Source organism: Burkholderia sp. APQ4-4ca (genome assembly GCF_057837105.1).
Genome location: NZ_JBYQCG010000248.1, coordinates 2,835 through 23,131, shown reverse-complemented (window position 1 = coordinate 23,131; position 20,297 = coordinate 2,835). Strand labels below are relative to the sequence as shown.

The following is a 20,297-nucleotide window of genomic DNA, read 5'->3' as shown; positions in this document are numbered from 1 at the left end:
TACTCATGATAAGCGCACGCGTCTTAGGCGAAGCTTAAAGGCTGCGGTACGCGGCCCGCTTTCGTACTCGTCCGATGAGGCACCGTGTCACGTCGGCATGCCGTTCAGGTTTGCTTAAGCTTACGGTCCGTAATCTGGCGCCGTCGCGTTCAACGGAGCGCGGCGCCACACCGAAGAAGAGGACCGAGATCATGAAATACCTGGCCAGAATCCTGGCGGTTGCGCTCGTTGCGCTGCCTGCCGCCGTCCACGCGCAATACACGGGGCCGTCCGCGCTGACCACGACGACCGTGAAGGAACTGCTCGCCAACGGCCGGGACGACCAGCACGTGCAGTTGCAGGGGCGTATCGTCAAGCACGTCGGCGGCGAGGATTACGAGTTCGCCGACGCCACCGGCACGATCCGCGTCGAGATCGACCACAAGTTGTGGGCGGCAGGCCAGCCCGTCAGCGATCGGAACGAAGTGAAGCTGACCGGCGAATTCGAGCGCAAATGGTCGGGCCGCGTGAAGGTCGACGCCGATCACGTCGAAGTGCTGCGCTGACCGGTGGGCGCGGGGCCGGTGATACCATGGACGACCGGTTCCCGTTCCCACCAAGATGGCCGCCAATTTCGACGAACTCGCGTCCCGGATCCGGGCGCAATTTTCCGAGCTGAGCCCGCAATTCCAGGCGGGCGCGGCCTTCCTGCTCGATCATCCCGACGAAGTCGCCACGTCGTCGATGCGCAAGGTCGCGCAGCGCGCGCAGGTGCAGCCCGCGTCGCTCGTGCGGCTCGCGCAGCAATTCGGCTTTCCCGGCTGGAACGAGCTGCGCGACCTGTGCGTCGCGCGCGTGCGCACGCGTCCCGAGCCGCTCACGCAGCGCGCGCGCTCGCTGGTGCGGCCCGACGCGAAGGCGTCGCTCGCGCACGATCTGCTCGCCGCGCAGCAGCACAACCTGTCGGCGACCGCCGCGCAGAACGAGCACGCACTCGCGGATGCCGCCAAGCTGATCCGCAAGGCATCGCACGTGCACGTGGCGGGGTTTCGCTCGTGCTATCCGGTCGCGTTCGGTTTCGTCTACGGCTACCGGCTGTTCCGTCCGACCGTGTCGCTGCTCAACGGCGTCGCCGGTTCGCTCGAAATGGAGTTGCGGACGATCGCGAAGCAGAGCGTGACCGTGATCGTCAGCTTCGCGCCGTATTCGGCCGAGGCGATGCGTGTCGCGCAGGCGGCGAAAGCGCAGGGCAGCAAGATCGTCGCGATCACCGACAGCGCCGTGTCGCCGATCGCGCTGCACGCGGACGCGCAACTGATCTTCACGCACGACAGCCCGTCGTTCTTTCCGTCACTGGTGGCCGCGCATGCGATGGCCGAGGCGCTGGTCGCGCAGTTGCTGGCGCTGGAAGGCGGCGATGCGGTCGCGGCGCTCGAGCGGACCGAGGCGGAACTGCACGCGAAGGGCGCGTACGTCGTTTGACGCGCGCGATCCATGCAGCTTGTTGGGCCCACATTCATTGACGACCCGATGCAACCGATGACGTTGACCTACGCCGTGACCGACACGGCCGACGCGGACGTGCGCAAGCAGATCGTCGCGCCGCTCGTCCGCTTCAACGAAAGCCAGGCCGGGCCGGTCGATTTCCGGCCGCTGGCCGTGATCGCGACCGACGCGACCGGCTCGGTGGTCGGCGGCCTGTGGGGCGGCACGGCGTTCGGCTGGCTGCATGTCGACCTGCTGGTGGTGCCCGAGGCCGCGCGCGGCCAGGGCGCCGGCACGCGCATCATGGATCTGGCCGAACGAGAGGCCGTTGCGCGCGGCTGCCACAGCGCGTGGCTCGACACGTTCGACTTCCAGGCGCGGCCGTTCTACGAGAAGCGCGGCTATGTGCGTTTCGGCGAGCTGCCGGATTATCCGCGCGGGCACACGCGCATCTTCCTGACGAAGAAGCTCGCGGGCTGAACGGCGCCGCGCGGCGCGGTTGACGATGCCGTCGGCCGTCGCCTACGATACCGGGCAGCGATGCAGGTCGCTTCCGGGTCCGCGGAAAGGGTTCAACCCACCTGTCGCAGCCAATCGAGTCTCCCCATCCTTCGTGCTGGCGGTATTGCGGACCTTCGGCCATCCGTGCACGAGGATCCGCATGAAAAAGCTGCCTCCGAACGCCCATCCCGATCATCTGAAAAAGCAGGCCAAGGCATTGTTGCGCCTGTACCGGCAGGGCGACGCCGATGCCGTCGCGCGCTTCGTCGCATCGCTGCCCGCCGCCGCGCATCGCACGCATGACGAAACGCTCGCGCTCGGGCTTCGCCTGCACGACGCGCAGTCCTGCATCGCGCGCGAGTACGGTTTTGCTTCGTGGGCCGATCTCGGCGTGTTCGTCGACACGCATGCGCTCGCGCGGCAACCGCGGTCGCGGCTGTTTCGGCGCTGGCTCGATCTCGTCTACGGCGCCGACGTGACCGGCGGCTTCGACGCGGCCCGGCCGCGCGTCGCCGCGCAATTGCTGCTCGATCATCCCGATCTCGTGTCGGCGGACCCGACCGTCGCATGCGCGGCGGGCGATCTCGACGCGGTAAAGGCCGCGCTGGCCGCCGATCCCGGCTGGATCGCGCGCGCCGGCGGTGCGCTGAAGTTGCCGCCGCTCGTCGCCGTCACGCATTCGCGGCTCGCGCAGCTTCCCGAGTTCGCGGCCAGGTTGCGTGCGTGCGCACGTCATCTGCTCGATGCGGGCGCCGATCCGAACCAGCGGATCGGCAACCGGTATCCGCCGGCCTCGCTTGCCGAGCCCGACGAGTCCGAACCCTTGTCGGCGCTGTATGGCGCCGCCGGCGTCAATCGCGATCCGGTGCTCACCGCGATGCTGCTGGACGCCGGCGCCGATCCGAACGACGGCGAATCGCTGTATCACTCGGTGGAGAACCCGGCATGCACGCGTCTGCTGCTCGAGCACGGCGCACGGGTGGGCGGGACGAATGCGTTGCGGCGCGCCCTCGACGTGCCGGACGCGGCCGCGCTCGAGCTGCTGCTCGCGCACGGCGGCGACCCGAACGAACCGGCCGGGGAAGGGCCGACGAAGACGTGGGGCGCGCCGTTGCTGCGTGCGATCGCCGTGCGTTGCCCGGCACGCCATATCGCCGCGCTGCTGGCGGCCGGCGCCGATCCCGGCGCGCGGACCGCGGCCGGCGTCAGCGCGTACCGGCTGGCGATGCAGGCCGGGTTGTCCGACGTCGCGGCGCTGTTGCGCGCGGCCGGCGCGGAGGAGGCGCTCGATGCGCAAGACGCGTTCATGGCGGCCTGCGCGCGCGCCGATGCCGACGACGCGCGGCGCATCCAGGCGAAACACCCTGAACTCCCCGGTGCGCTGTCCGGCGACCGGCTGCGGCTGCTGCCGGACGCCGCCGCGTGGGGTTCGCGCGACGCGGTGAAGGTGATGGTCGAACTGGGCTGGCCGATCGCCGCGCGTGGCGGCGACTGGAACGCGAGCGCGCTGAATCACGCGGTGTTCCGCGGCGATGCCGAGCTGCTGGCGTTCCAGCTCGCACACGGTGCGAGCTGGCGCGACCTGCACGGGTTCGGCAGCGACGCGCTCGGTACGCTGTCCTGGGCGTCCGTCAACGAGCCGGACGGCGTCGGCGATCCCGACTGGGAAGCGTGCGCGCGCGTGCTGCTCGCGTACGGCGTGCCGCCAGCGGCGCGCGATCCGTCGAATCCGGAAGGCGTGCTGATCGACGGTCGCGCGATGCGGTTCTCCGAGGCCGTCACCGACGTGTTGCTCGGCATCGACGACGGGCGGCCCGTATCGGCGTGAACCGACGCGGGCCGTTGAACGCGGCGACCCGCATCCGGCCGGCCCGGGTGTTTTCGGTTGCGCGACGACATTTCGGCAAACGCTGAAACGTCGCGTGCACGGCCGGCGTAAGCTCACCGTCAAACCCTTCCCGGAGTTCGCGATGTCCCATTCCGACCAGCAAGCTCGCCACGCCGAAGCTTTCCGTGCGCTGCACACGCGCCCCGGCGCATTCATCATCCCGAACCCGTGGGATGCCGGCACCGCGCGACTGCTCGCGATGGCCGGCTTCGAAGCGCTCGCCACGACGAGCGCCGGCTACGCGTTTTCGAAAGGGCGGCCCGACAACGCGATCGATCGCGACGCGATGCTGGATCACATCGCCGATCTCGTCGCCGCAGGGGGCTTGCCCGTCAGCGCCGATCTCGAGAACGGCTTCGGCGACGCGCCCGCCACCGTGGCCGAAACGATCCGGCTGGCGGCCGAGGCGGGCGCGGTCGGCGGCTCGATCGAGGATGCGACCGGCCGCGCCGATACGCCGATCTATGCGCGCGACGCGGCGGTCGAGCGGATCGCGGCGGCCGTCGACGCGGCGCGCGCGCTGCCGTTTCCGTTCACGCTGACGGCGCGCTGCGAGAACTACCTGCACGGCCGCCGCGACCTCGACGACACGATCGCGCGGCTCGTCGCCTATCGCGACGCCGGCGCCGACGTGCTGTATGCGCCCGGCATCACCGATGCCGACGAGATCGCGGCGGTGACCCGGGCGGTCGGCGCGCCCGTCAATGTCGTCATGGGGCTGCAGGGCGGGTTGCTGAGCCTCGACGAGCTGGCCGCGCTCGGCGTGAAGCGTGTCAGCGTCGGCGGCGCGCTGGCGCGGGCCGCGTTAGGCGCATTCCTGCGCGCGGCGACGGAGATGAGACGCGACGGCACGTTCACGTTTACCCGGGCCGCCGTGCCGGGCCGCGATATCAACCGCTGGTTCGCGGCGCCGGATAATTCGCCGATTTTGTTCGACGAATGAGCCCCAATAAAATCCGGAATCGTTTCCATTTAAGCATTGATTGACAATAATCAATCGGTTTCGCCTCCGTATTAATCGTCGATACTGACGCGAAAATCGTCGTTTATTCTCCGCATTCCGCCCGATCGACTGCCGTCGGCGTGCAAACCACGCCGAATCCGAGACTCGGCGGGCCGTCATGCGCGACGATGCCGCGCATTGTTGCAGGTTCCCGTTCAGAACGTTTCAGTGCGCGGGAGTTGCCGGATGATTTTTTGATTGATAATCTGCGGCACGTTCCAATGACCGGCGAGTGCGTTGCCGGGAATATCAATATATTCAATATATAAAAAGCTGAGAGAGCGATGACGATCCGAGAAAATCACCGCGTCAGATTTCGCGTGGGCGATGTCGTGACGCTGAAAACGGGCGGGCCGCGCATGACCGTCACGTATGCCGGGCCGGTCGTGTTCGACGACGGCGATTGGCTGATCTGCCAGTGGTTCGACGAAAACGGCGAGTTCCGGCAGGAAATGTTTCATCACGACACGGTGGTGCCCGAGCCGCGTGCGATTTCGGCCGGGCGGGTCCGGCTGCGCATGCAGTCGCACCGCTGCCGGTCGGCGGCCTGACGCCGGCCGGCCGCCGCGATGCCGCGACGTGCGGCGTCCTGCGACGACATTTCACGCTACCCCGAAACATGCGGCGGCGCGCTGCGCCGATACTGAACGCATGAACCCGACCGATCCGATTGCCGCGGTCACGCACCGCGATCCCTATCCCTATTACGCCGCGCTCGTCGACGGGCCGCCGCTTGCGTTCGACGCCACGCTCGGCCTGTGGATCGCGAGCCGCGCGGCGGCCGTGACGGCCGTGCTCGGCCATCCGGCCTGCCGCGTGCGCCCGCTCGATGCGCCGGTGCCGCCCGCGTTGCGCGGCACGACGGCCGGTGCGCTATTCGGCGAGCTGGTGCGCATGAACGATGGCCCGTCGCGACACGACGTGCCGAAGCAGGCGTTGCGCGCGGCGTTCGCGCCGATCGACACGGATGCGCTGCGCGCTCGCGCCGACGCGCTTGCCGCGCGGCGGTTGCCCGCGGCCGGCGATGCCGATGCGCTGAACGCGTGGTGCATGACAGTGCCGGTGTGCGCGGTCGCCGATCTGCTCGGCTTCGACGAAACGCAGCTCGACGACATCGCGGCGCGGGTCGTCGCGTTCGTCGCCGCGCTGTCGCCGCTGTCGGATGCCGCGGCGCTGGCGCGCGCGAGCGACGCGGCGCGGCACCTGCTCGACCGGATGACGGAACGCGTCGCGCAGTCGCACGCGCACGACGGCACGCTGGTCGACGCGGTGCAGCAGGCGGCCCGCGCGTCCGGCTGGCACGCGAGCGGTGCACTGGTCGCGAATCTCGTCGGGTTGCTGTCGCAGACGTGCGAGGCGACGGCCGCGTGGCTCGGCAATGCGCTCGTGGCATGGGACGGCGAAGCCGGCGCGGCGCCGGACGCGGCCGCGCTCGACGCATTCGTCGCCGAGGTCGGGCGTTTCGATACACCGGTGCAGAACACGCGCCGTTTCGTCGCGGCGCGCACGACGATCGAAGGCGTGAGCGTCGAAGCCGGAGACGCGATCCTCGTCGTGCTTGCTGCCGCGAATCGCGATCCGGCCGTGCATCGCGATCCGCACCGGCTGATGCCGGGCCGCCCGGCCGGGCCGAATTTCGGCTTCGGCACGGGGCCGCATGGGTGTCCCGGCGAGCGGATCGCGCGGGCGGTGGCGGCAGGGGCGTTCGCGGCGTGGTTGCGCGCGGACGGCTGGCCGCCGCGCGATGCACTGAAGTGGGATTACCGTGCGTCGACCAACGTCAGGATCCCGAAGTTCGACGCGATGCGATGAAGGGGAAAGAGGGACTTAACGGCAGCCTTGTTTTTCCGCCCATCGTTCCTGGGCGGCAACGCGGCGCTGCACGCGTTCGACGAGGCCGGTCGAGAAAGTTCGCATGCTGACGCCGCGGCGCTTCGCGAGGATCGTCTGCGCGACGTCGGTGCGCGGGTTCGGCTGGCACGCCCAGTACAGCGTCATCAGCCAGCCGATGACCGTCCACGCGAACAGCGCGTTGAACATCGCGATCGTCAGCTTGTCGTGCCGGCCGCGCCGATCGGCGATGACGGCCGGCAGGAAATAGAGCGCGATCGCCGCGACTGAACCGGCCACTTGAATCAGGACTGCATCATGCATGGTGCTGCTCCGTCCGAACTGCAATGCGGTTGATTGTCGCGCTTTTTCCGTTCGCGTGCAGGCAATTGATTGTTGCGCTTTTGGTGACGATCAGGCGGCTTCGGCGTCCGCCGGCTGCACGTCGTTGCTCAGCGCGAAACCTTCGTCGCGCCAGCCCGTCACGCCGCCGATCATCAGCTTGACCGGTCGGCCGAGACGCGCGAGCTGGATCGCCGCGCGCGCGGCGCCGTTGCAGTGCGGCCCCGCGCAGTAGACGACGAACAGCGTATCGGCCGCGTAACCGGCGAGCTTGCTTTCGATGATCTTGCGGCGCGGCAGGTTGCGCGCGCCGGGCACGTGGCCGGCGGCGAACTGGTCAGGGCCGCGCACGTCGAGCAGCACGAAATCGGGCGTGCCGGACGCGAGTGCGTCGTGCACGTCCCAGCAATCGGTCTCGAAGCGCAGCGAGGCCTCGAAATGCGCGAGGGCGGCGCGGCTGTCGGCGGCGGGGACGTCGGTGACATAGGACATGGTCGGGCTCCTGGTCGAGCGGGCACGGAATGCGCCGCGATGAAGGGTAGTATCGCGGTTCGGCCGGTTTCGCGGCAGTGGCGCGATCGACAAGTTCCGGTAACATCGCGCCATGCACAATCATCTCGTCGTCGCGCTCGCCTACGATCGTCTCTGCACGTTCGAATTCGGCTGCGTGGTCGAACTGTTCGCGCTCGAGCGGCCCGAACTCGGCGTCGACTGGTATCGCTTCGCGGTATGCGCGAGCGAGCCGGGGCCCGTACGCGCGGCGGGCGGCATCACCGTTGCCGCGCCCTACCGGCTCGCGACGCTCAATCGCGCGGACACCATCGTGATCCCCGGCTGGCGCGATCCGGACGAGCTGCCGCCCGAGCCGCTGCTGAAGAAGCTGCGGGCCGCCCACCGGCGCGGCGCGCGGCTTTGCTCGATCTGTTCGGGCGTGTTCGTGCTGGCGGCGGCCGGCGTGCTCGACGGTCTCACCGTGACGACGCACTGGCGATATGCGGAACGCCTGCAGGCGCGTTATCCGGCGCTGCGCGTGAATCCGGATGCGCTGTACGTGGACGAAGGGCAGATCGTCACGTCGGCCGGCTCGGCGGCGGGGCTCGACATGCTGCTGCATCTCGTGCGCCGCGATCATGGCGGCGCGATCGCGAACCGCGTCGCGCAGCGCCTCGTGCTGCCGCCGCATCGCGACGGCGGCCAGGCGCAGTTCGTGCCGCGTCCGGTTGCACCGGGCGGCACCGACCGGCTCGCGAAGCTGATCGACTGGATGCGCGCCCATGCGGCCGAGCCGCACACGCTCGCGTCTCTCGCCGCGCAGGCCGCGATGAGCACGCGCACGCTGCAGCGTCGGTTCGCGGATGCGACCGGGATGTCGCCGCTCGCATGGCTGATCCGCGAACGCGTGAACGTCGCGAAGGACATGCTCGAAGCACAGCCCGCGTTGCCGCTTGCGCAGGTCGCGGCGCGTGCCGGGTTCGGTTCCGAGGAATCGCTGCGCCGGCATTTCCGGCGCGTCGCGGCGACGAGCCCGGCCGCGTACCGGCGCGGGATGGATCGCGGCGGCACGTAGCAGGCGCTCTCGGTGCGGCCGCTCGTGCGCGACGATGAAAAACACCACCCATGTGGCGAGGGCCGCTCACACTGAAAGGGATTCGGATGACGATGCTGCCTTCCCGTTTGCCGTTGATCCAGGCCCCGATGGTCGGCTCGCCGAGCCCGCTCGCGATTGCCGTGTGCGAAACCGGCGGCCTCGGTTCGCTCGCGTGCGCGGCGCTCGGCCCGCAGCAGTTGCGCGACGCGCTCGCCTGCGCGGCCGGGCTGCGCGACGCGTTTCCGAAGGCTGGCTGAACGGCCAGGAGGGGCGCCGGCGGAGGAGCATCGGCGTATGATCTGGATTTTCGTCAGCCCGATCCAGGCACCCCCACCATGACTTCCGTCGACACTACCCCCGTCCTCGACCATGACAAGCTCGTTACCTTCATCGAGCGCAAGTGGAACGATGAAATCCTCCATGCACTGACCGACTACATCGCCATCCCCGCGAAAAGCCCCGCATTCGACCCCGACTGGGCGAAGCGCGGTTATCTCGAACGGGTCGTCACCGATGCCGCGCAGTGGGCCGAACGGCAGCCCGTGAAGGGCCTGAAGCTCGAAATCGTGCGGCTGCCGGGCCGCACGCCGGTGATCTTCTTCGAGTCGCCGGCCACGCGTTCGGGCAGCACCGACACGATCCTGCTGTACGGCCACCTCGACAAGCAGCCCGAATTCGACGGCTGGCGCGCGGATCTCGGCCCGTGGACGCCGAAATTCGAGAACGGCAAGCTGTACGGCCGCGGCGGCGCGGACGACGGCTATGCGATCTACGCGAGCCTCGCGGCGCTCGGCGCGCTCGACGAGCAGGGCATCGAGCGGCCGCGCTGCGTCGGCCTGATCGAGACTTGCGAAGAGTCGGGCAGCTACGACCTGCTGCCTTACGTCGACGCACTGCGCGACCGGCTCGGCCAGGTATCGCTCGTCGTGTGCCTCGATTCGGGCGCCGGCAACTACGACCAGATGTGGCTCACCACGTCGCTGCGCGGCCTCGTGTCCGGCGATCTGCAGGTCGAGGTGCTCGAAGAAGGCATCCACTCGGGCGTGTACGGCGGCATCGCGCCGTCGAGCTTCCGCGTGATGCGCCAGTTGTTCGAACGCCTCGAAGACGCGAAGAGCGGCAACCTGCTGCCGGGCGTGTTCCATTGCGAGATTCCGTCGAGTCGCGTGCGCGAAGCCGAAGCGGCCGCCGCGATTCTCGGCGACACGGTGTGGAAGGGGCTGCCCTGGGCGTGCGGCCAGGACGGCAAGCCCGTGCTGCCGACCACGACCGATCCGCGCGAGGCGCTGCTGAATTCCACGTGGCGGCCGTCGCTGTCGGTGACGGGCGCGGCCGGCCTGCCGGCGCTCGCCGATGCGGGCAACGTGCTGCGTCCGCGCACCGCGTTCAAGCTGTCGCTGCGGCTGCCGCCGCTCGTCGACGCCGCGCAGGCCGTGCAGCAGTTGAAGGAGTTGCTCGAGCTCGATCCGCCGTACAACGCGAAGGTCACGTTCAAGCCGGACGCCGGCGCCGCGACGGGCTGGAGCGCGCCGGATCTCGCGCCGTGGCTTGCGTCGTCGCTCGACGCCGCGTCGCGCCGCCACTTCGGTGCCGACTGCGCGTACATGGGCCTGGGCGGCACGATCCCGCTGATGAACGTGCTGCAGGAAGGCTTCCCCGCCGCGCAATTCATGGTGTGCGGCGTGCTCGGGCCGAAGTCGAACGCGCACGGCCCGAACGAGTTCCTGCACGTGCCGTATGCGAAGAAGCTCACGGCGGCGGTGGCCGACGTGATCGCGACCGCGCGCTGAGCGTCGCAGCGTTCGACGTACCGATTGCCCGCCTCGAACCGACTGGATGGAGTGTCGCCGATGACCGCACTGCCGACGCCCGATACCGAACCGCTGCGCATGCGCGCCGAACCGCTGCATGCGTTCGTCTCGGCACTCTGGGAACGGGCCGGCAGCAATTCGCGCGAGGCGGCGCTCGTCGCCGACCATCTGGTGGGCGCGAATCTCGCGGGCCACGATTCGCACGGGATCGGGATGATCCCGAATTACGTCGCATCGTGGCGGGAAGGGCAGTTGCAGTTGAACGCGCACGCGTCGATCGTCCGCGACGGCGGCGCGGTGCTGACGATCGACGGCGGGCGCGGCTTCGGCCAGGTGATCGCGTTCGAGGCGATGGTCGAAGGGATCGAGCGCGCACGGCGCATGGGCATCTGCGCGATCGGGCTGCGCGACGTCCATCACCTCGGCCGTATCGGGCACTGGGCCGAACAGTGCGCGCGCTCGGGGCTCGTGTCGTTCCATTTCGTCAACGTGCCGGGCGACCTGCTGGTCGCGCCGCTGCACGGCACCGATCCGCGTTTCGGCACGAACCCGTTCTGCGCCGCGTATCCGCGTGCGGGCAAGCCGCCGCTGCTGCTCGATTTCGCGACGAGCGCGATCGCGTACGGCAAGACGCGGGTCGCGTACAACCAGCGCAAGCGCGTGCCGGCCGGGGCGCTGATCGACCATCGCGGCGAGCCGACCGACGATCCGGCCGTGATGCACGAGCAGCCGTTCGGCGCGCTGCTGCCATTCGGGCTGCACAAGGGATATGCGCTCGCCGCGATGTGCGAGATCTTCGGCGGCGCGCTCGTGGGCGGGCATACGACGTACGGCGATACGCTGCAGAAGACGAGCGCGATCGTCAACGGGATGCTGTCGGTGCTGATCGATCCGAAAGCGTTCGACGCGGCCGATGCCGAGCGCGAAGCTGATGCGTTCGTCGCGTGGGCGAAGGCGTCGCCGCAAGCTGGCGATATGCCGGTGCGGATGCCTGGCGAACCTGAAGAAGCGAGCCGCGCCGCGCGCGGCACCACCGGCATTCCGGTCGACCGCGCGACGTGGCGGCAGATTCGCGAGAGCGCGGCGGCCGTCGGTGTCGACGCGGCCGAACTCGATGCATGGACGCGGCGCTGCGAGGTGTCCGCATGAGCTGGCAGGCGGAGAAGGCGCACGGCGAGGAAATCGCGTATCAGCTTGCGCCGCTCGGCACGGTCGCCGTTGTGCGCTTTTTCAGCGGCGCGGCCTTGCGGCTCGACGGCGTGATGTTCGGCTTCATGTCGCGCGGGTCGCTGTTCCTGCGTGTGGACGACGTGAACCGGCCGGCGTTCGTCGCGGCGGGCATGGGGCCGTTCTCGTACGCGCGGCCCACGCGCACCGTCTCGCTCGAGGGCTATTACGAAACGCCGGCCGACGTGCTCGAGGATGCGGGCGCGCTGTTCGACTGGTGCCGCGGCGCGTATCGCGCGGCGCTGCTGGCCGGGGCGCCGAAGCGCAAGGCGGGGGCGGCGTCGAAGAAGGCATCCGGGGCGGGGCCGACGGCCGCATCGAAAGCGGCATCGAAGGCCGCGCCGAAACGTTCAGCGAAACCGGCAGCGAAGCCTGCGACGAAACCCGCGTCCGCGCAGAAAACGAAGCTGGCGGCGAACGCAGCATCGAAACCCGCGTCGGCGCAGAAAGCGAAACCGGCATCGAAATCGTCGCCCGCGCCGGCACCGAAACCCGTGACGAAGCGCAAGCAGGCGTAGTCCCGATCGCTGTCCCGATCACGAGAAGCGACAGCCTCGCGATTTTCGCTTTCCTGGCTGTCAGGCGTGCCCGTCGCGACCGACCAGCACGCTGCGCGACCAATTTGCCCGCACGATCCGGCGCACGAATGCATCGAGCTTGACGCGCCGCACGTCCTGCATGCTTCACAACGGCGGCCCCGGCGTTTATGATCGGCGCGGGTTGCGTCCGTGCCTTGCGCGACCCGCGCCGGCCTCGTCGCCGGCCGGCCCCCGCGAACGGCGCACCGTACGCCGCGCGGAACGCTTCCCCCCATCATCATTCCAGACGGAGACAGCCGATGCTCGTCCTGATTCTCGGTTTAGCGATCTTTCTCGGTGTGCACTCGATCCGGATCGTCGCCGACGGCTGGCGGTCCGCGACGATCGAGCGGATCGGCGAGAGGGGCTGGAAGGGCGGTTACGCGATCGCGTCGATCGTCGGCTTCGTGCTGATCATCTGGGGCTACGGGATCGCCCGCGCGGGTGCGACGCTGCTGTGGGTGTCGCCGGTCGGCGTGCGCCATCTGACGGGCATGCTGACCGCGGTCGCGTTCGTGCTGATCGCCGCCTCGTACGTGCCGCGCAACCGGATCAAGACGCTCGTCGGGCATCCGATGCTGGCCGGCGTGATGGTCTGGGCGGTGGCGCACCTGCTCGTGAACGGTACCGTGCATGCGGTCCTGCTGTTCGGCGCGTTCTTCGTGTGGTCGATCGTCGATTTTGTCGTGTCGCGTGCGCGGGATCGCCGCGACGGTGTCCGCTATCCGGCCGGCGCGCTGGCCGGCGACGTCGCGGCCGTTGCGGTCGGACTCGTCGCGTGGGCCGTGTTCGCACGGTTCCTGCACGGCCCGCTGATCGGCGTGCGGCCCTTCGGCTGAACGCAATGCGTGCGCCGTAGACCTTCCGCCAGTCAACGACCCTTCGCGCTGGCGGCCGGCCTGAACGACGGCTGCCTCCTTCGCGAGCAATACGCCGCGACGATCGCGAGCGTCGTCAGGACCGCGAACCAGAACGGGAAGCGCGAATTCGGGTTGAACGCCGGCGACCTCGGCACGGCGACAAGCGTCGGTAGCACAACCCGGTTTGGCATCGGATTGCCAAAGACGTCTTGCGGTTGACACGTCAATTGCCGCGATGCGGCCGCCACGGTGTGCGTGCGTCAGATGGGCTTGACGAACAACCCGACGGTCAGCAGCGCGCCGATGCAGACGATCGCGATGCGCAGCACGCGTTCGTTCACGCGATGCAGCGCCCACGCGCCGAGCAGGCCGCCGACGATCGCGCCGGCGCCGAGCGCGATCGCCGCGCGCCAGTGCAGTTGGGGCGACGTCACGAACAGCACGACGGCCGATGCGTTCATCACGCCCGCCAGCGCATTCTTCGTCGACATCGCATGACGCGGCGGCAGGCCGGCCATCGTCAGCGCGGCCATCATCAGGAATCCGATGCCGCCGCCGAAGTAGCCGCCGTAGATCGCGATCAGGAACTGCGAGAGCCCGGCCGCGACGGGGCCGAGATGTTGCGCGCCGGCGCCCGGTTTGCGAAAGAAACTGCCCCACGCGAACACGACCGTCGCGAACAGCACGAGCCACGGCACCAGGTGCGAGAAGATCGACGACGGCGTTTTCAGCAGCAGCAGGCCGCCGAGCGCGCCGCCGGCCACGCTGATCGCGAACAGCGCGCGAAACGGCAGCCTGCCCACGCCGCTCACCATTTTCCGGCTCGCCCAGCCCGTCGCGACCTGGCCGGGGAACAGTGCGACCGTCGACGTGATGTTGGCCGCGAGCGGCGACATGCCCGACACGATCAGCGCGGGCAGCGTGATGAACGAACCGCCGCCCGCGAGGGCGTTCTGCAGGCCGGCCCAGAGGCCGGCGAGGATGATGAGGGCAAGCATCGGTGCGCAACGAAAAAGGTGGCGGGGGCCGCTTGCCGGGACGAGCGCAGGCGTGGTGGTCGCACGATGGTAATGCAGGATCGCGGCCGCCGGAAGCCGGTGCGCAGGCGTGTGCGTGACGTCACGCGTCCGACGGGGCGCCGCGCACCGGCACGGTATCGTCATGGTCGTCGTCGACATTCGGGTAGACGATCGTGCCGTCGTCCCGGATCACGGCGGCGGCCGTGCGCCGCGCGGGTTCCACGCGGTTGCGCCCCATGATGTGCAGTACCGTTTCGCCGCGCGCGATCAGGTAGTCGGACACGATGCGTCGATGACGCGCCACCACACGGCTTCCGAACACACGATCGCGCAGCGCTGCTCGTGCCCCTGGGCGATCAGTCGGTCGAGGCCCGCGCGAAATTCGGGCGACAGCGCGTAATCCGCGTAGCGGGAGCGTCATGCGCGTTTCTTGCCGGTGATGCGTTCGAACACGCGGCCGCGATGCGCGGCGACACGGTCGGTCCGGCCGCTCTTGATCTCGTACTGCGGATCGTCGGGCGCCGCGCGATGGCGATGGCCGTTGTAGTCGAAGTCGGCGGTGTGGATCGCGACGATCGTGCCGGTCACGTAGCCGGCCTTGGAATTCCAGCGGACGTGGTCGCTCAGCCTGAAGGGCGTGGTCATGGCGGGGGGCCTCCTTGGGTTGATGCGCGACGGGGTAGCCCTCGCGGCGTGCGCGAAAGCCGCGACGAAGCGAACGTAGAGGTAGCGAGCGTCGCGCCAGTCAATACCAGGATTCGAGCCCCCTTTCTACCGTTCGAGCGAGTCCAAGTGCCGGATGCACCTTATCGACGGCAGCAAGGTCCGCACGCATTTCCGCGATAAGCCAGTCGCGAACTTCGGCGACGATCGGCCGCAACGGTCTGCTGGATGCCCACGCGAGGCAGCACATCCGATCCGTCGTAACCAACTCGTCTTCGCCGGGCACGAGCGCGCGTTGCGCAAGCCAGTGCATGACCACATTGACCCAGCCGAGCGCGAGTCCCTGGCCGAGCAATGCGGCCTGGAGCACGATAGCGTAATCGTTGAAACTCAAAACGGTGGCTGCATGACGCGTTGCGTTCTTGAACGCCGAGAAGCGCGTATGCCAGCCGCGTTCTTCGTCATCCATCACGATCACCGTGTCGCCGTGCACATGCCAATCGTCGGCGTGGGTTTTCTCCTGGTAGGCCGGATTGCAAACGGGCAGCAATATCTCTGGCATGACGGGGATGCTGTTCTCGCGCATTTCCCCTTCTTGTACGAAGCGCATGCCAAGATCGACGTCGCCGAGCGGCCCGCCGATGCGGCCGGAGATCAACTGGAACCGCAGATCGACCGACGGAAAAGCCTGATTGAGCCGGCTCATCCTGGGCATCAGCCAGTGTGTCGTGAAGGCGGTCGAGACCGACAGCGTAACGGGCTCTACGCCGGTTGAACGCGCTTCGATTTCGCGAATCGCGCCTTCGATTCCGTTCAGCCCCTCCGAAATCTTCCGATAGAGAATCCGGCCGTTCTCGGTCAACTCGATGCCGCCGTGCACGCGCTCGAACAGGCGCACGCCGATGTGTTCTTCCATGCGCGACAGCATCCGGCTGACGGCAGGCTGGCTCACATACAGCTCCTGCGCCGCGCGCGTGAAATTCCCGCAGCGTGCGGCGGCCTCGAAGACGAATAGCGCGTTCGCGCTGGGCAGTTTCCTGCGTAGGCTAGGCATGACCTGATGTTATGCCCAATCCAACAATTTGTGAATTGCCGCCAAAAAAGCCGACGCCTATATTTTTGACATCACACAGCGATACGAGCAGGAGACAACGATGGATGCACGAGCGAAGGCAGGCGTATCGATTCGATCCGCGGCAAAGCGCTATGGTCCGGTGGTGGCGCTCGACGACGTGTCGCTCGATGTGGCAGAAGGCGAATTCGTGTCGCTGCTGGGCCCGTCCGGGTCCGGCAAGACGACGTTGCTCGGGATTCTCGGCGGATTCGTGCAGCCCAGCTCGGGCAGCGTCTGGGTCGGCGAGCGTGACATTACATTTGCGCCGCCGCACAAACGCAACATCGGGATGGTGTTCCAGAGTTACGCGCTCTTTCCTCATATGAGTGTTGGCGAGAACGTGGCATTCCCGCTGCGGGCCCGGCGTGAACCGAAGTCCGGCTGGGCCGCAAAGGTGGCCGACGCGCTCGCGATGGTCGAACTGCGCGGCTACGAGCACCGCAGGATCAGCGAGCTCTCGGGCGGTCAGCGACAGCGCGTCGCGCTCGCGCGGGCGATGGTGTTCGAGCCGCAGCTCATTCTCATGGACGAGCCGCTTTCCGCGCTCGACAAGCAGTTGCGCGAAACGATGCAAATCGAATTGCGTAGGCTGCACCGCCGGCTTGGCGCGACCATCATCTATGTCACGCACGATCAGCGCGAGGCGCTGACGATGAGCGACCGGGTTGCCGTTTTGAAAGACGGCCGGCTCGTGCAAATCGATGCGCCGGAGCAGCTCTACGATCGGCCCTGCAACGCATTCGTCGCGAGTTTTATCGGCGAGGCAACGCTGTTGCCGGTGGTGCGCGTGGGCGCCGACGCCGTCTCGCTCGGCGATGCGGTGCTCCGCACGGCCTACCCGTTACCGAATGCCGCGAGCTTGCTGCTCGCCGTGCAGACGGAGAAGCTCATGATCGATGCCGGTAACGCTCCGTCCGATGCCAATCGGCTCACTGCCCGCGTGACCGAGGTGCTGTACCAGGGCGAGAGCTTGCGCGTGTTCGCGCAGCTCGCCGATGGCACGACAGTCAGCCTGCGTCAGCCGGGCAATCACGAGGCCCGGCAGCGCGTGCCTGTACCGGGCGCCTCGATTTCTGTCGCACTGTCGCCCCGCGACACGATCGTCGTACCAGCGTAAACAAACTCGAGTTCGACTTTTTCACACCCAACCGTAACGCAATCGAGGGATGAATCCATGAAGCTTACCGATTTCAAGGTGCTGACATTCGATGTGGTCGGCACACTTATTGACTTCGAGCGCGGCGTGCTTACGTCGGTGCGCCGCCTCGGCGGCCCCGCCGCGAAAGATCTTACCGACGACCAGATCTTCGAGCCGTACATGCGCGGTCGTGCTGCATTCCCGGGGCGCTCGAGCTGCGCGATGGCGAACGTTTATCTGTCGCTCGCCAAGGAACTGGGGTTGCCCGACGACGAGCAATCGGCCGCCGCGTTCCAGCGAGACGTGCTCGACTGGCCGGCGTTCCCCGATTCGGTCGAGGCGCTCCGGCGACTGCGCAAGCACTTTCGGCTGGTAGCGATGACGAATGCCGATCGCGTCGCACTGTCGGCCTATGCGCATACGCTTGGAGATCCGTTCGACGATACGGTCTGCTGCGACGAAACCGGCACCGCCAAGCCCGATCCGCAATTCTTCGCGTACAACCGCGGACGCCAGGCGGCCTTCGGCTTCAAGTTCCGCGAAATCCTGCACACGGCTCAAAGCCAGTATCACGATATCGGCATCGCGACGGAACTGGGGTATGCCACCTGCTGGATCGAGCGTCGCCGCGGTCAGGAGGGCTTCGGCGCGACGCCGGCGCCCGGAAAGGTGACTGCACCGACGTTCTGCTACTCGACGCTCGCCGCGCTTGCGGATGCGGTCGAGGCCGAACTCGCCGCGGCCTGACCATGCTGGCGCCGCTCGTGTCAACGTCGCCGCAGCCCGAGTCGCTTTGGCGCCACCTCGCCGCACGCGCCGGTTCGCTCGATTCGCCAGTCGGCGGTGGGGCACTCGCGTGCGATGTCCAGGCCGAGGTCGCCGTCATCGGCGCGGGTTATTCCGGGCTGGCGGCCGCGTGCGCATTGAGCAAACGCGGTGTGTCGTGCATCGTGCTCGATGCCAACCCGGTCGGCTGGGGGGCGAGCGGCCGGAACGGCGGTGTCGTATCGTCGAAGTTCAGGGTGTCGTTTCCGGATATCGCCGCGCGCCATGGCCTGGACGTCGCGAAGCGGATGCATCGGCTGGCCCACGATGGCGTACGCGCGGTGGAATCTTTTATCGACGAGTTTGCCATCGCACGCGCCGAATTCGAACGCACCGGTAGCCTACGCTGTGCCCATACCGAGCGGGCACTCGCCTCATGCGCCGCGGAGGCGGACTGGGTGCGCACTGCGCTCGGCGATCGAACGATGAAAGTGCTCACGCGCGGCGAGACCGAGGAGGAGACGGGGTCGAAGAATTTCGTCGGCGGGGTGCTGAGCGAAGATGCCGGCACGATCCTGCCGCTCGAATACGTGCTCGGCATGGCGCGTGGCTTGATCGCGCGCGGCATTCCAATTCACGAATCGACGCCCGTCGTCGCGATCGAGCGTACGTGGGGTGTTCCGGGCGTCGTGCTGCGCACGCCGGCAGCCACGGTGCGCGCCAAGCAGTTGATCGTTGCGACGAACGCCTATTCAGGCATTACGCGCGCTACGGCGCCGTATCAGCGCGAACTCGTTCCGTTTCGCAGCGCGATGATCGCGACGCAGCGCTTGCCGGCAGACCTCGACGCGACACTGATGAAAAGGCGGCGCAGCTATACCGAAACGCGCCGGATGATGAAATGGTTTCGCCGAGCCGACGGCCGCATGCTGTTCGGCGGCCGCGACGCCTTTGGCAAGGAAGGGCAGGATAGCGGCTTCGAAGCGCTGCGCCGCGCGATGATTGCGCTATTTCCCGATCTCGTCGACGTGCCTGTCGAGTTTCGCTGGTCAGGCTACGTCGGCATGACGTTCAATGCGCTACCGCACGTCGGCCGCGGCGACGACACCACTGTGTTCTGCCTCGGCTACAACGGCGCGGGCATTGCGATGGCAAGTCTCGTCGGCCAACATGCGGCCGCGCTCGCCGTCGGCGAAACGCCGGATCTTGCGTTGCTCGCGCAAGACGGACTGCGGCCGGTCCCGTTCCATTCATTGCGCGCGCCGGGCGTCCGGCTCGTCGCGGCGTGGTATCAGTTTCTCGATACGGTGGGGGTATGATGACGACTGCCAGAGGGATCGTCCCGGAGTATGAAGTGACGCGGCCGTCCGATACAACAGATTTGGCGCGGCGCTATCAACGTCGCGAGGACCGTGCGATGCTGTGCTTGATGATGCCCGCACTGGCAGTTGTCGTGATTTTGCTCGTCGTGCCGCTCGCATGGCTGTCGTGGCAGTCGATTCACCAGGACGGCGGCTTGACGTTCGCGAACTACCGGCGCATTTTCAGCGGCACGTACCTCGATACATTCCTGCTCACCTTCAAACTAAGCGCAATCGTCACAGGTGTGACGTTGCTGCTCGGCTATCCCGTCGCGTATCTTGCGGCGTCGGTGCGCCCCAAGCTGGCTGCACTGATCCTCGGGATGGTCATCCTGCCGTTCTGGACGAGCGTGCTGGTGCGTACCTATGCGTGGCTCGTGCTGCTGCAGCGCACCGGCCTCGTCAGCAAGGCGTTGGTTGCATCGGGCCTGATCGATCATCCGGTCCAGCTGGCCTATAACCAGTTCGGCACGATCGTCGCGATGGTTCATATCCTGTTGCCGTTCATGGTGCTGCCGCTCTATTCGGCGATGCAGAAAATTCCGACGAACTTGTCGCACGCCGCCGCAAGCCTCGGTGCTTCGCCCATCCATGCATTCCTGCGCGTATTCCTGCCGTTGTCCATGGGCGGGGTGCTTGCGGGTGCGACGCTCGTCTTCGTGCTCTGCCTCGGTTTTTACATCACGCCCGAACTGATGGGGGGCGGCAAGTCGATCATGGTGTCGATGGTCGTGAGCCGAAACGTCGAAATTTATAACAGTTGGGGCGCGGCAAGCTCGGTGAGCGTCGTGCTGTTGCTTTGCGTGTTCGCGATCTTTTATGCGACGAGCCGCCTCATTCCGCTCGACAAGACCCTGGGGGCAAAGTGAAGCCGAATCCATTCACGCGCGGACTCCTGATTACGTTGGTCGTGCTGATCCTCGCATTCCTGATGATTCCGGTGATCATCGTCGTACCCCTGTCGTTCTCCGATACGCGCTTCATGACCTTTCCGCCACCCGCGCTATCGTTGCGCTGGTACGAGGCATTCTTCGGCAACCCGGATTGGCTGGCGGCTGCTCGAACGACACTCGCCGCATCGTTCCTTGCAACGGCAATCGCGACGCCCGTGGGCATTGCCGCGGCGTACGGGATCGAACACGGCA

22 protein-coding genes and 2 pseudogenes are annotated in these 20,297 nt (G+C 67.6%); 18 read left to right on the top strand and 6 right to left on the bottom strand.

What is annotated here, in order from left to right; translation table 11 throughout:
* The first annotated feature begins 191 nt into the window (after positions 1–191).
* From AC3IFE_RS34900 to AC3IFE_RS34870, 7 genes are all read left to right on the top strand, one after another.
* On the top strand, positions 192–545 hold the full coding sequence (locus AC3IFE_RS34900; protein ID WP_089470284.1) for a YgiW/YdeI family stress tolerance OB fold protein: 354 nt from the start codon (positions 192–194) through the stop codon (positions 543–545).
* Positions 546–600: 55 nt separating this feature from the next.
* On the top strand, positions 601–1,461 hold the full coding sequence (locus AC3IFE_RS34895) for a MurR/RpiR family transcriptional regulator (RefSeq protein WP_489195024.1): 861 nt from the start codon (positions 601–603) through the stop codon (positions 1,459–1,461).
* Positions 1,462–1,518: 57 nt separating this feature from the next.
* Positions 1,519–1,944: a GNAT family N-acetyltransferase gene (locus tag AC3IFE_RS34890; RefSeq protein WP_489195022.1), complete on the top strand. Its 426-nt coding sequence runs from the start codon at positions 1,519–1,521 to the stop codon at positions 1,942–1,944.
* 181 nt (positions 1,945–2,125) lie between these two features.
* On the top strand, positions 2,126–3,793 hold the full coding sequence (locus tag AC3IFE_RS34885) for an ankyrin repeat domain-containing protein (RefSeq protein WP_489195020.1): 1,668 nt from the start codon (positions 2,126–2,128) through the stop codon (positions 3,791–3,793).
* Between the two features lie 142 nt (positions 3,794–3,935).
* Positions 3,936–4,796, top strand: a complete 861-nt coding sequence (locus AC3IFE_RS34880) for an isocitrate lyase/PEP mutase family protein (protein WP_489195018.1) — start codon at positions 3,936–3,938, stop codon at positions 4,794–4,796.
* A gap of 344 nt (positions 4,797–5,140) precedes the next feature.
* A complete protein-coding gene (locus AC3IFE_RS34875) occupies positions 5,141–5,407 on the top strand; it encodes a YodC family protein (protein ID WP_489195016.1) in 267 nt (88 codons plus the stop codon).
* 100 nt (positions 5,408–5,507) lie between these two features.
* Positions 5,508–6,668 (top strand): cytochrome P450, encoded by a 1,161-nt coding sequence (locus tag AC3IFE_RS34870; protein WP_489195014.1) that lies wholly within the window; start codon positions 5,508–5,510, stop codon positions 6,666–6,668.
* Between the two features lie 15 nt (positions 6,669–6,683).
* Here the strand turns inward: AC3IFE_RS34870 and AC3IFE_RS34865 are convergent, their stop codons facing one another.
* Both AC3IFE_RS34865 and AC3IFE_RS34860 read right to left on the bottom strand, forming a co-directional pair.
* Entirely contained in the window at positions 6,684–7,010 is a 327-nt protein-coding gene (locus tag AC3IFE_RS34865; protein WP_089470279.1) for a superinfection immunity protein, read from the bottom strand.
* A 90-nt stretch (positions 7,011–7,100) separates the two neighbouring features.
* The gene (locus tag AC3IFE_RS34860) at positions 7,101–7,520 is read right to left on the bottom strand and encodes a rhodanese-like domain-containing protein (protein ID WP_301738220.1); all 420 of its coding nucleotides are present in this window, start codon (positions 7,518–7,520) and stop codon (positions 7,101–7,103) included.
* A gap of 112 nt (positions 7,521–7,632) precedes the next feature.
* On the opposite strand from AC3IFE_RS34860, the gene ftrA reads away from it, so the two are divergent.
* From ftrA to AC3IFE_RS34830, 6 genes and pseudogenes are all read left to right on the top strand, one after another.
* On the top strand, positions 7,633–8,595 hold the full coding sequence (gene ftrA, locus AC3IFE_RS34855; RefSeq protein ID WP_489195011.1) for a transcriptional regulator FtrA: 963 nt from the start codon (positions 7,633–7,635) through the stop codon (positions 8,593–8,595).
* 86 nt (positions 8,596–8,681) lie between these two features.
* A pseudogene (locus tag AC3IFE_RS34850) lies at positions 8,682–8,861 on the top strand (2-nitropropane dioxygenase); the annotation flags it as partial.
* A gap of 90 nt (positions 8,862–8,951) precedes the next feature.
* Entirely contained in the window at positions 8,952–10,406 is a 1,455-nt protein-coding gene (locus tag AC3IFE_RS34845; RefSeq protein WP_301738218.1) for a M20 family metallopeptidase, read from the top strand.
* A 60-nt stretch (positions 10,407–10,466) separates the two neighbouring features.
* Positions 10,467–11,576 (top strand): malate/lactate/ureidoglycolate dehydrogenase, encoded by a 1,110-nt coding sequence (locus AC3IFE_RS34840; protein ID WP_301738217.1) that lies wholly within the window; start codon positions 10,467–10,469, stop codon positions 11,574–11,576.
* Entirely contained in the window at positions 11,573–12,172 is a 600-nt protein-coding gene (locus AC3IFE_RS34835) for a TfoX/Sxy family protein (RefSeq protein ID WP_089470622.1), read from the top strand. The genes AC3IFE_RS34840 and AC3IFE_RS34835 overlap by 4 nt, the downstream gene beginning before the upstream one ends.
* A 320-nt stretch (positions 12,173–12,492) precedes the next feature.
* On the top strand, positions 12,493–13,071 hold the full coding sequence (locus tag AC3IFE_RS34830; RefSeq protein WP_089470273.1) for an NnrU family protein: 579 nt from the start codon (positions 12,493–12,495) through the stop codon (positions 13,069–13,071).
* Between the two features lie 281 nt (positions 13,072–13,352).
* On the opposite strand, the gene AC3IFE_RS34825 is transcribed toward AC3IFE_RS34830, so the two are convergent.
* The 4 genes and pseudogenes from AC3IFE_RS34825 to AC3IFE_RS34810 all read right to left on the bottom strand — a co-directional run bounded on the left by AC3IFE_RS34825 (position 13,353) and on the right by AC3IFE_RS34810 (position 15,828).
* On the bottom strand, positions 13,353–14,090 hold the full coding sequence (locus AC3IFE_RS34825; protein ID WP_089470272.1) for a sulfite exporter TauE/SafE family protein: 738 nt from the start codon (positions 14,088–14,090) through the stop codon (positions 13,353–13,355).
* 121 nt (positions 14,091–14,211) lie between these two features.
* Positions 14,212–14,522, bottom strand: a pseudogene (locus AC3IFE_RS34820) (DUF488 family protein); the annotation flags it as partial.
* A 6-nt stretch (positions 14,523–14,528) separates the two neighbouring features.
* Complete coding sequence (locus AC3IFE_RS34815) at positions 14,529–14,756, bottom strand: hypervirulence associated TUDOR domain-containing protein (protein ID WP_489195007.1); 228 nt, start codon at positions 14,754–14,756, stop codon at positions 14,529–14,531.
* A gap of 100 nt (positions 14,757–14,856) precedes the next feature.
* Entirely contained in the window at positions 14,857–15,828 is a 972-nt protein-coding gene (locus AC3IFE_RS34810; protein ID WP_489195005.1) for a LysR family transcriptional regulator, read from the bottom strand.
* Positions 15,829–15,928: 100 nt separating this feature from the next.
* Between AC3IFE_RS34810 and AC3IFE_RS34805 the strand changes: the two genes are divergently transcribed.
* The 5 genes from AC3IFE_RS34805 to AC3IFE_RS34785 form a co-directional block, all read left to right on the top strand.
* Positions 15,929–17,005: an ABC transporter ATP-binding protein gene (locus AC3IFE_RS34805; protein ID WP_489195003.1), complete on the top strand. Its 1,077-nt coding sequence runs from the start codon at positions 15,929–15,931 to the stop codon at positions 17,003–17,005.
* A 57-nt stretch (positions 17,006–17,062) separates the two neighbouring features.
* Positions 17,063–17,773 (top strand): HAD-IA family hydrolase, encoded by a 711-nt coding sequence (locus AC3IFE_RS34800; protein ID WP_089470268.1) that lies wholly within the window; start codon positions 17,063–17,065, stop codon positions 17,771–17,773.
* Between the two features lie 2 nt (positions 17,774–17,775).
* Positions 17,776–19,110 carry an NAD(P)/FAD-dependent oxidoreductase gene (locus AC3IFE_RS34795; protein ID WP_489195001.1) on the top strand — a complete coding sequence of 445 codons (1,335 nt, stop codon included), beginning with the start codon at positions 17,776–17,778 and terminating at the stop codon, positions 19,108–19,110.
* Entirely contained in the window at positions 19,107–20,021 is a 915-nt protein-coding gene (locus AC3IFE_RS34790) for an ABC transporter permease (RefSeq protein WP_489194999.1), read from the top strand. Before AC3IFE_RS34795 ends, AC3IFE_RS34790 begins: the two co-directional genes overlap by 4 nt.
* The coding region (locus AC3IFE_RS34785; RefSeq protein WP_489194997.1) for an ABC transporter permease at positions 20,018–20,297 on the top strand (280 nt) is incomplete at its 3' end. The genes AC3IFE_RS34790 and AC3IFE_RS34785, both read left to right, overlap by 4 nt.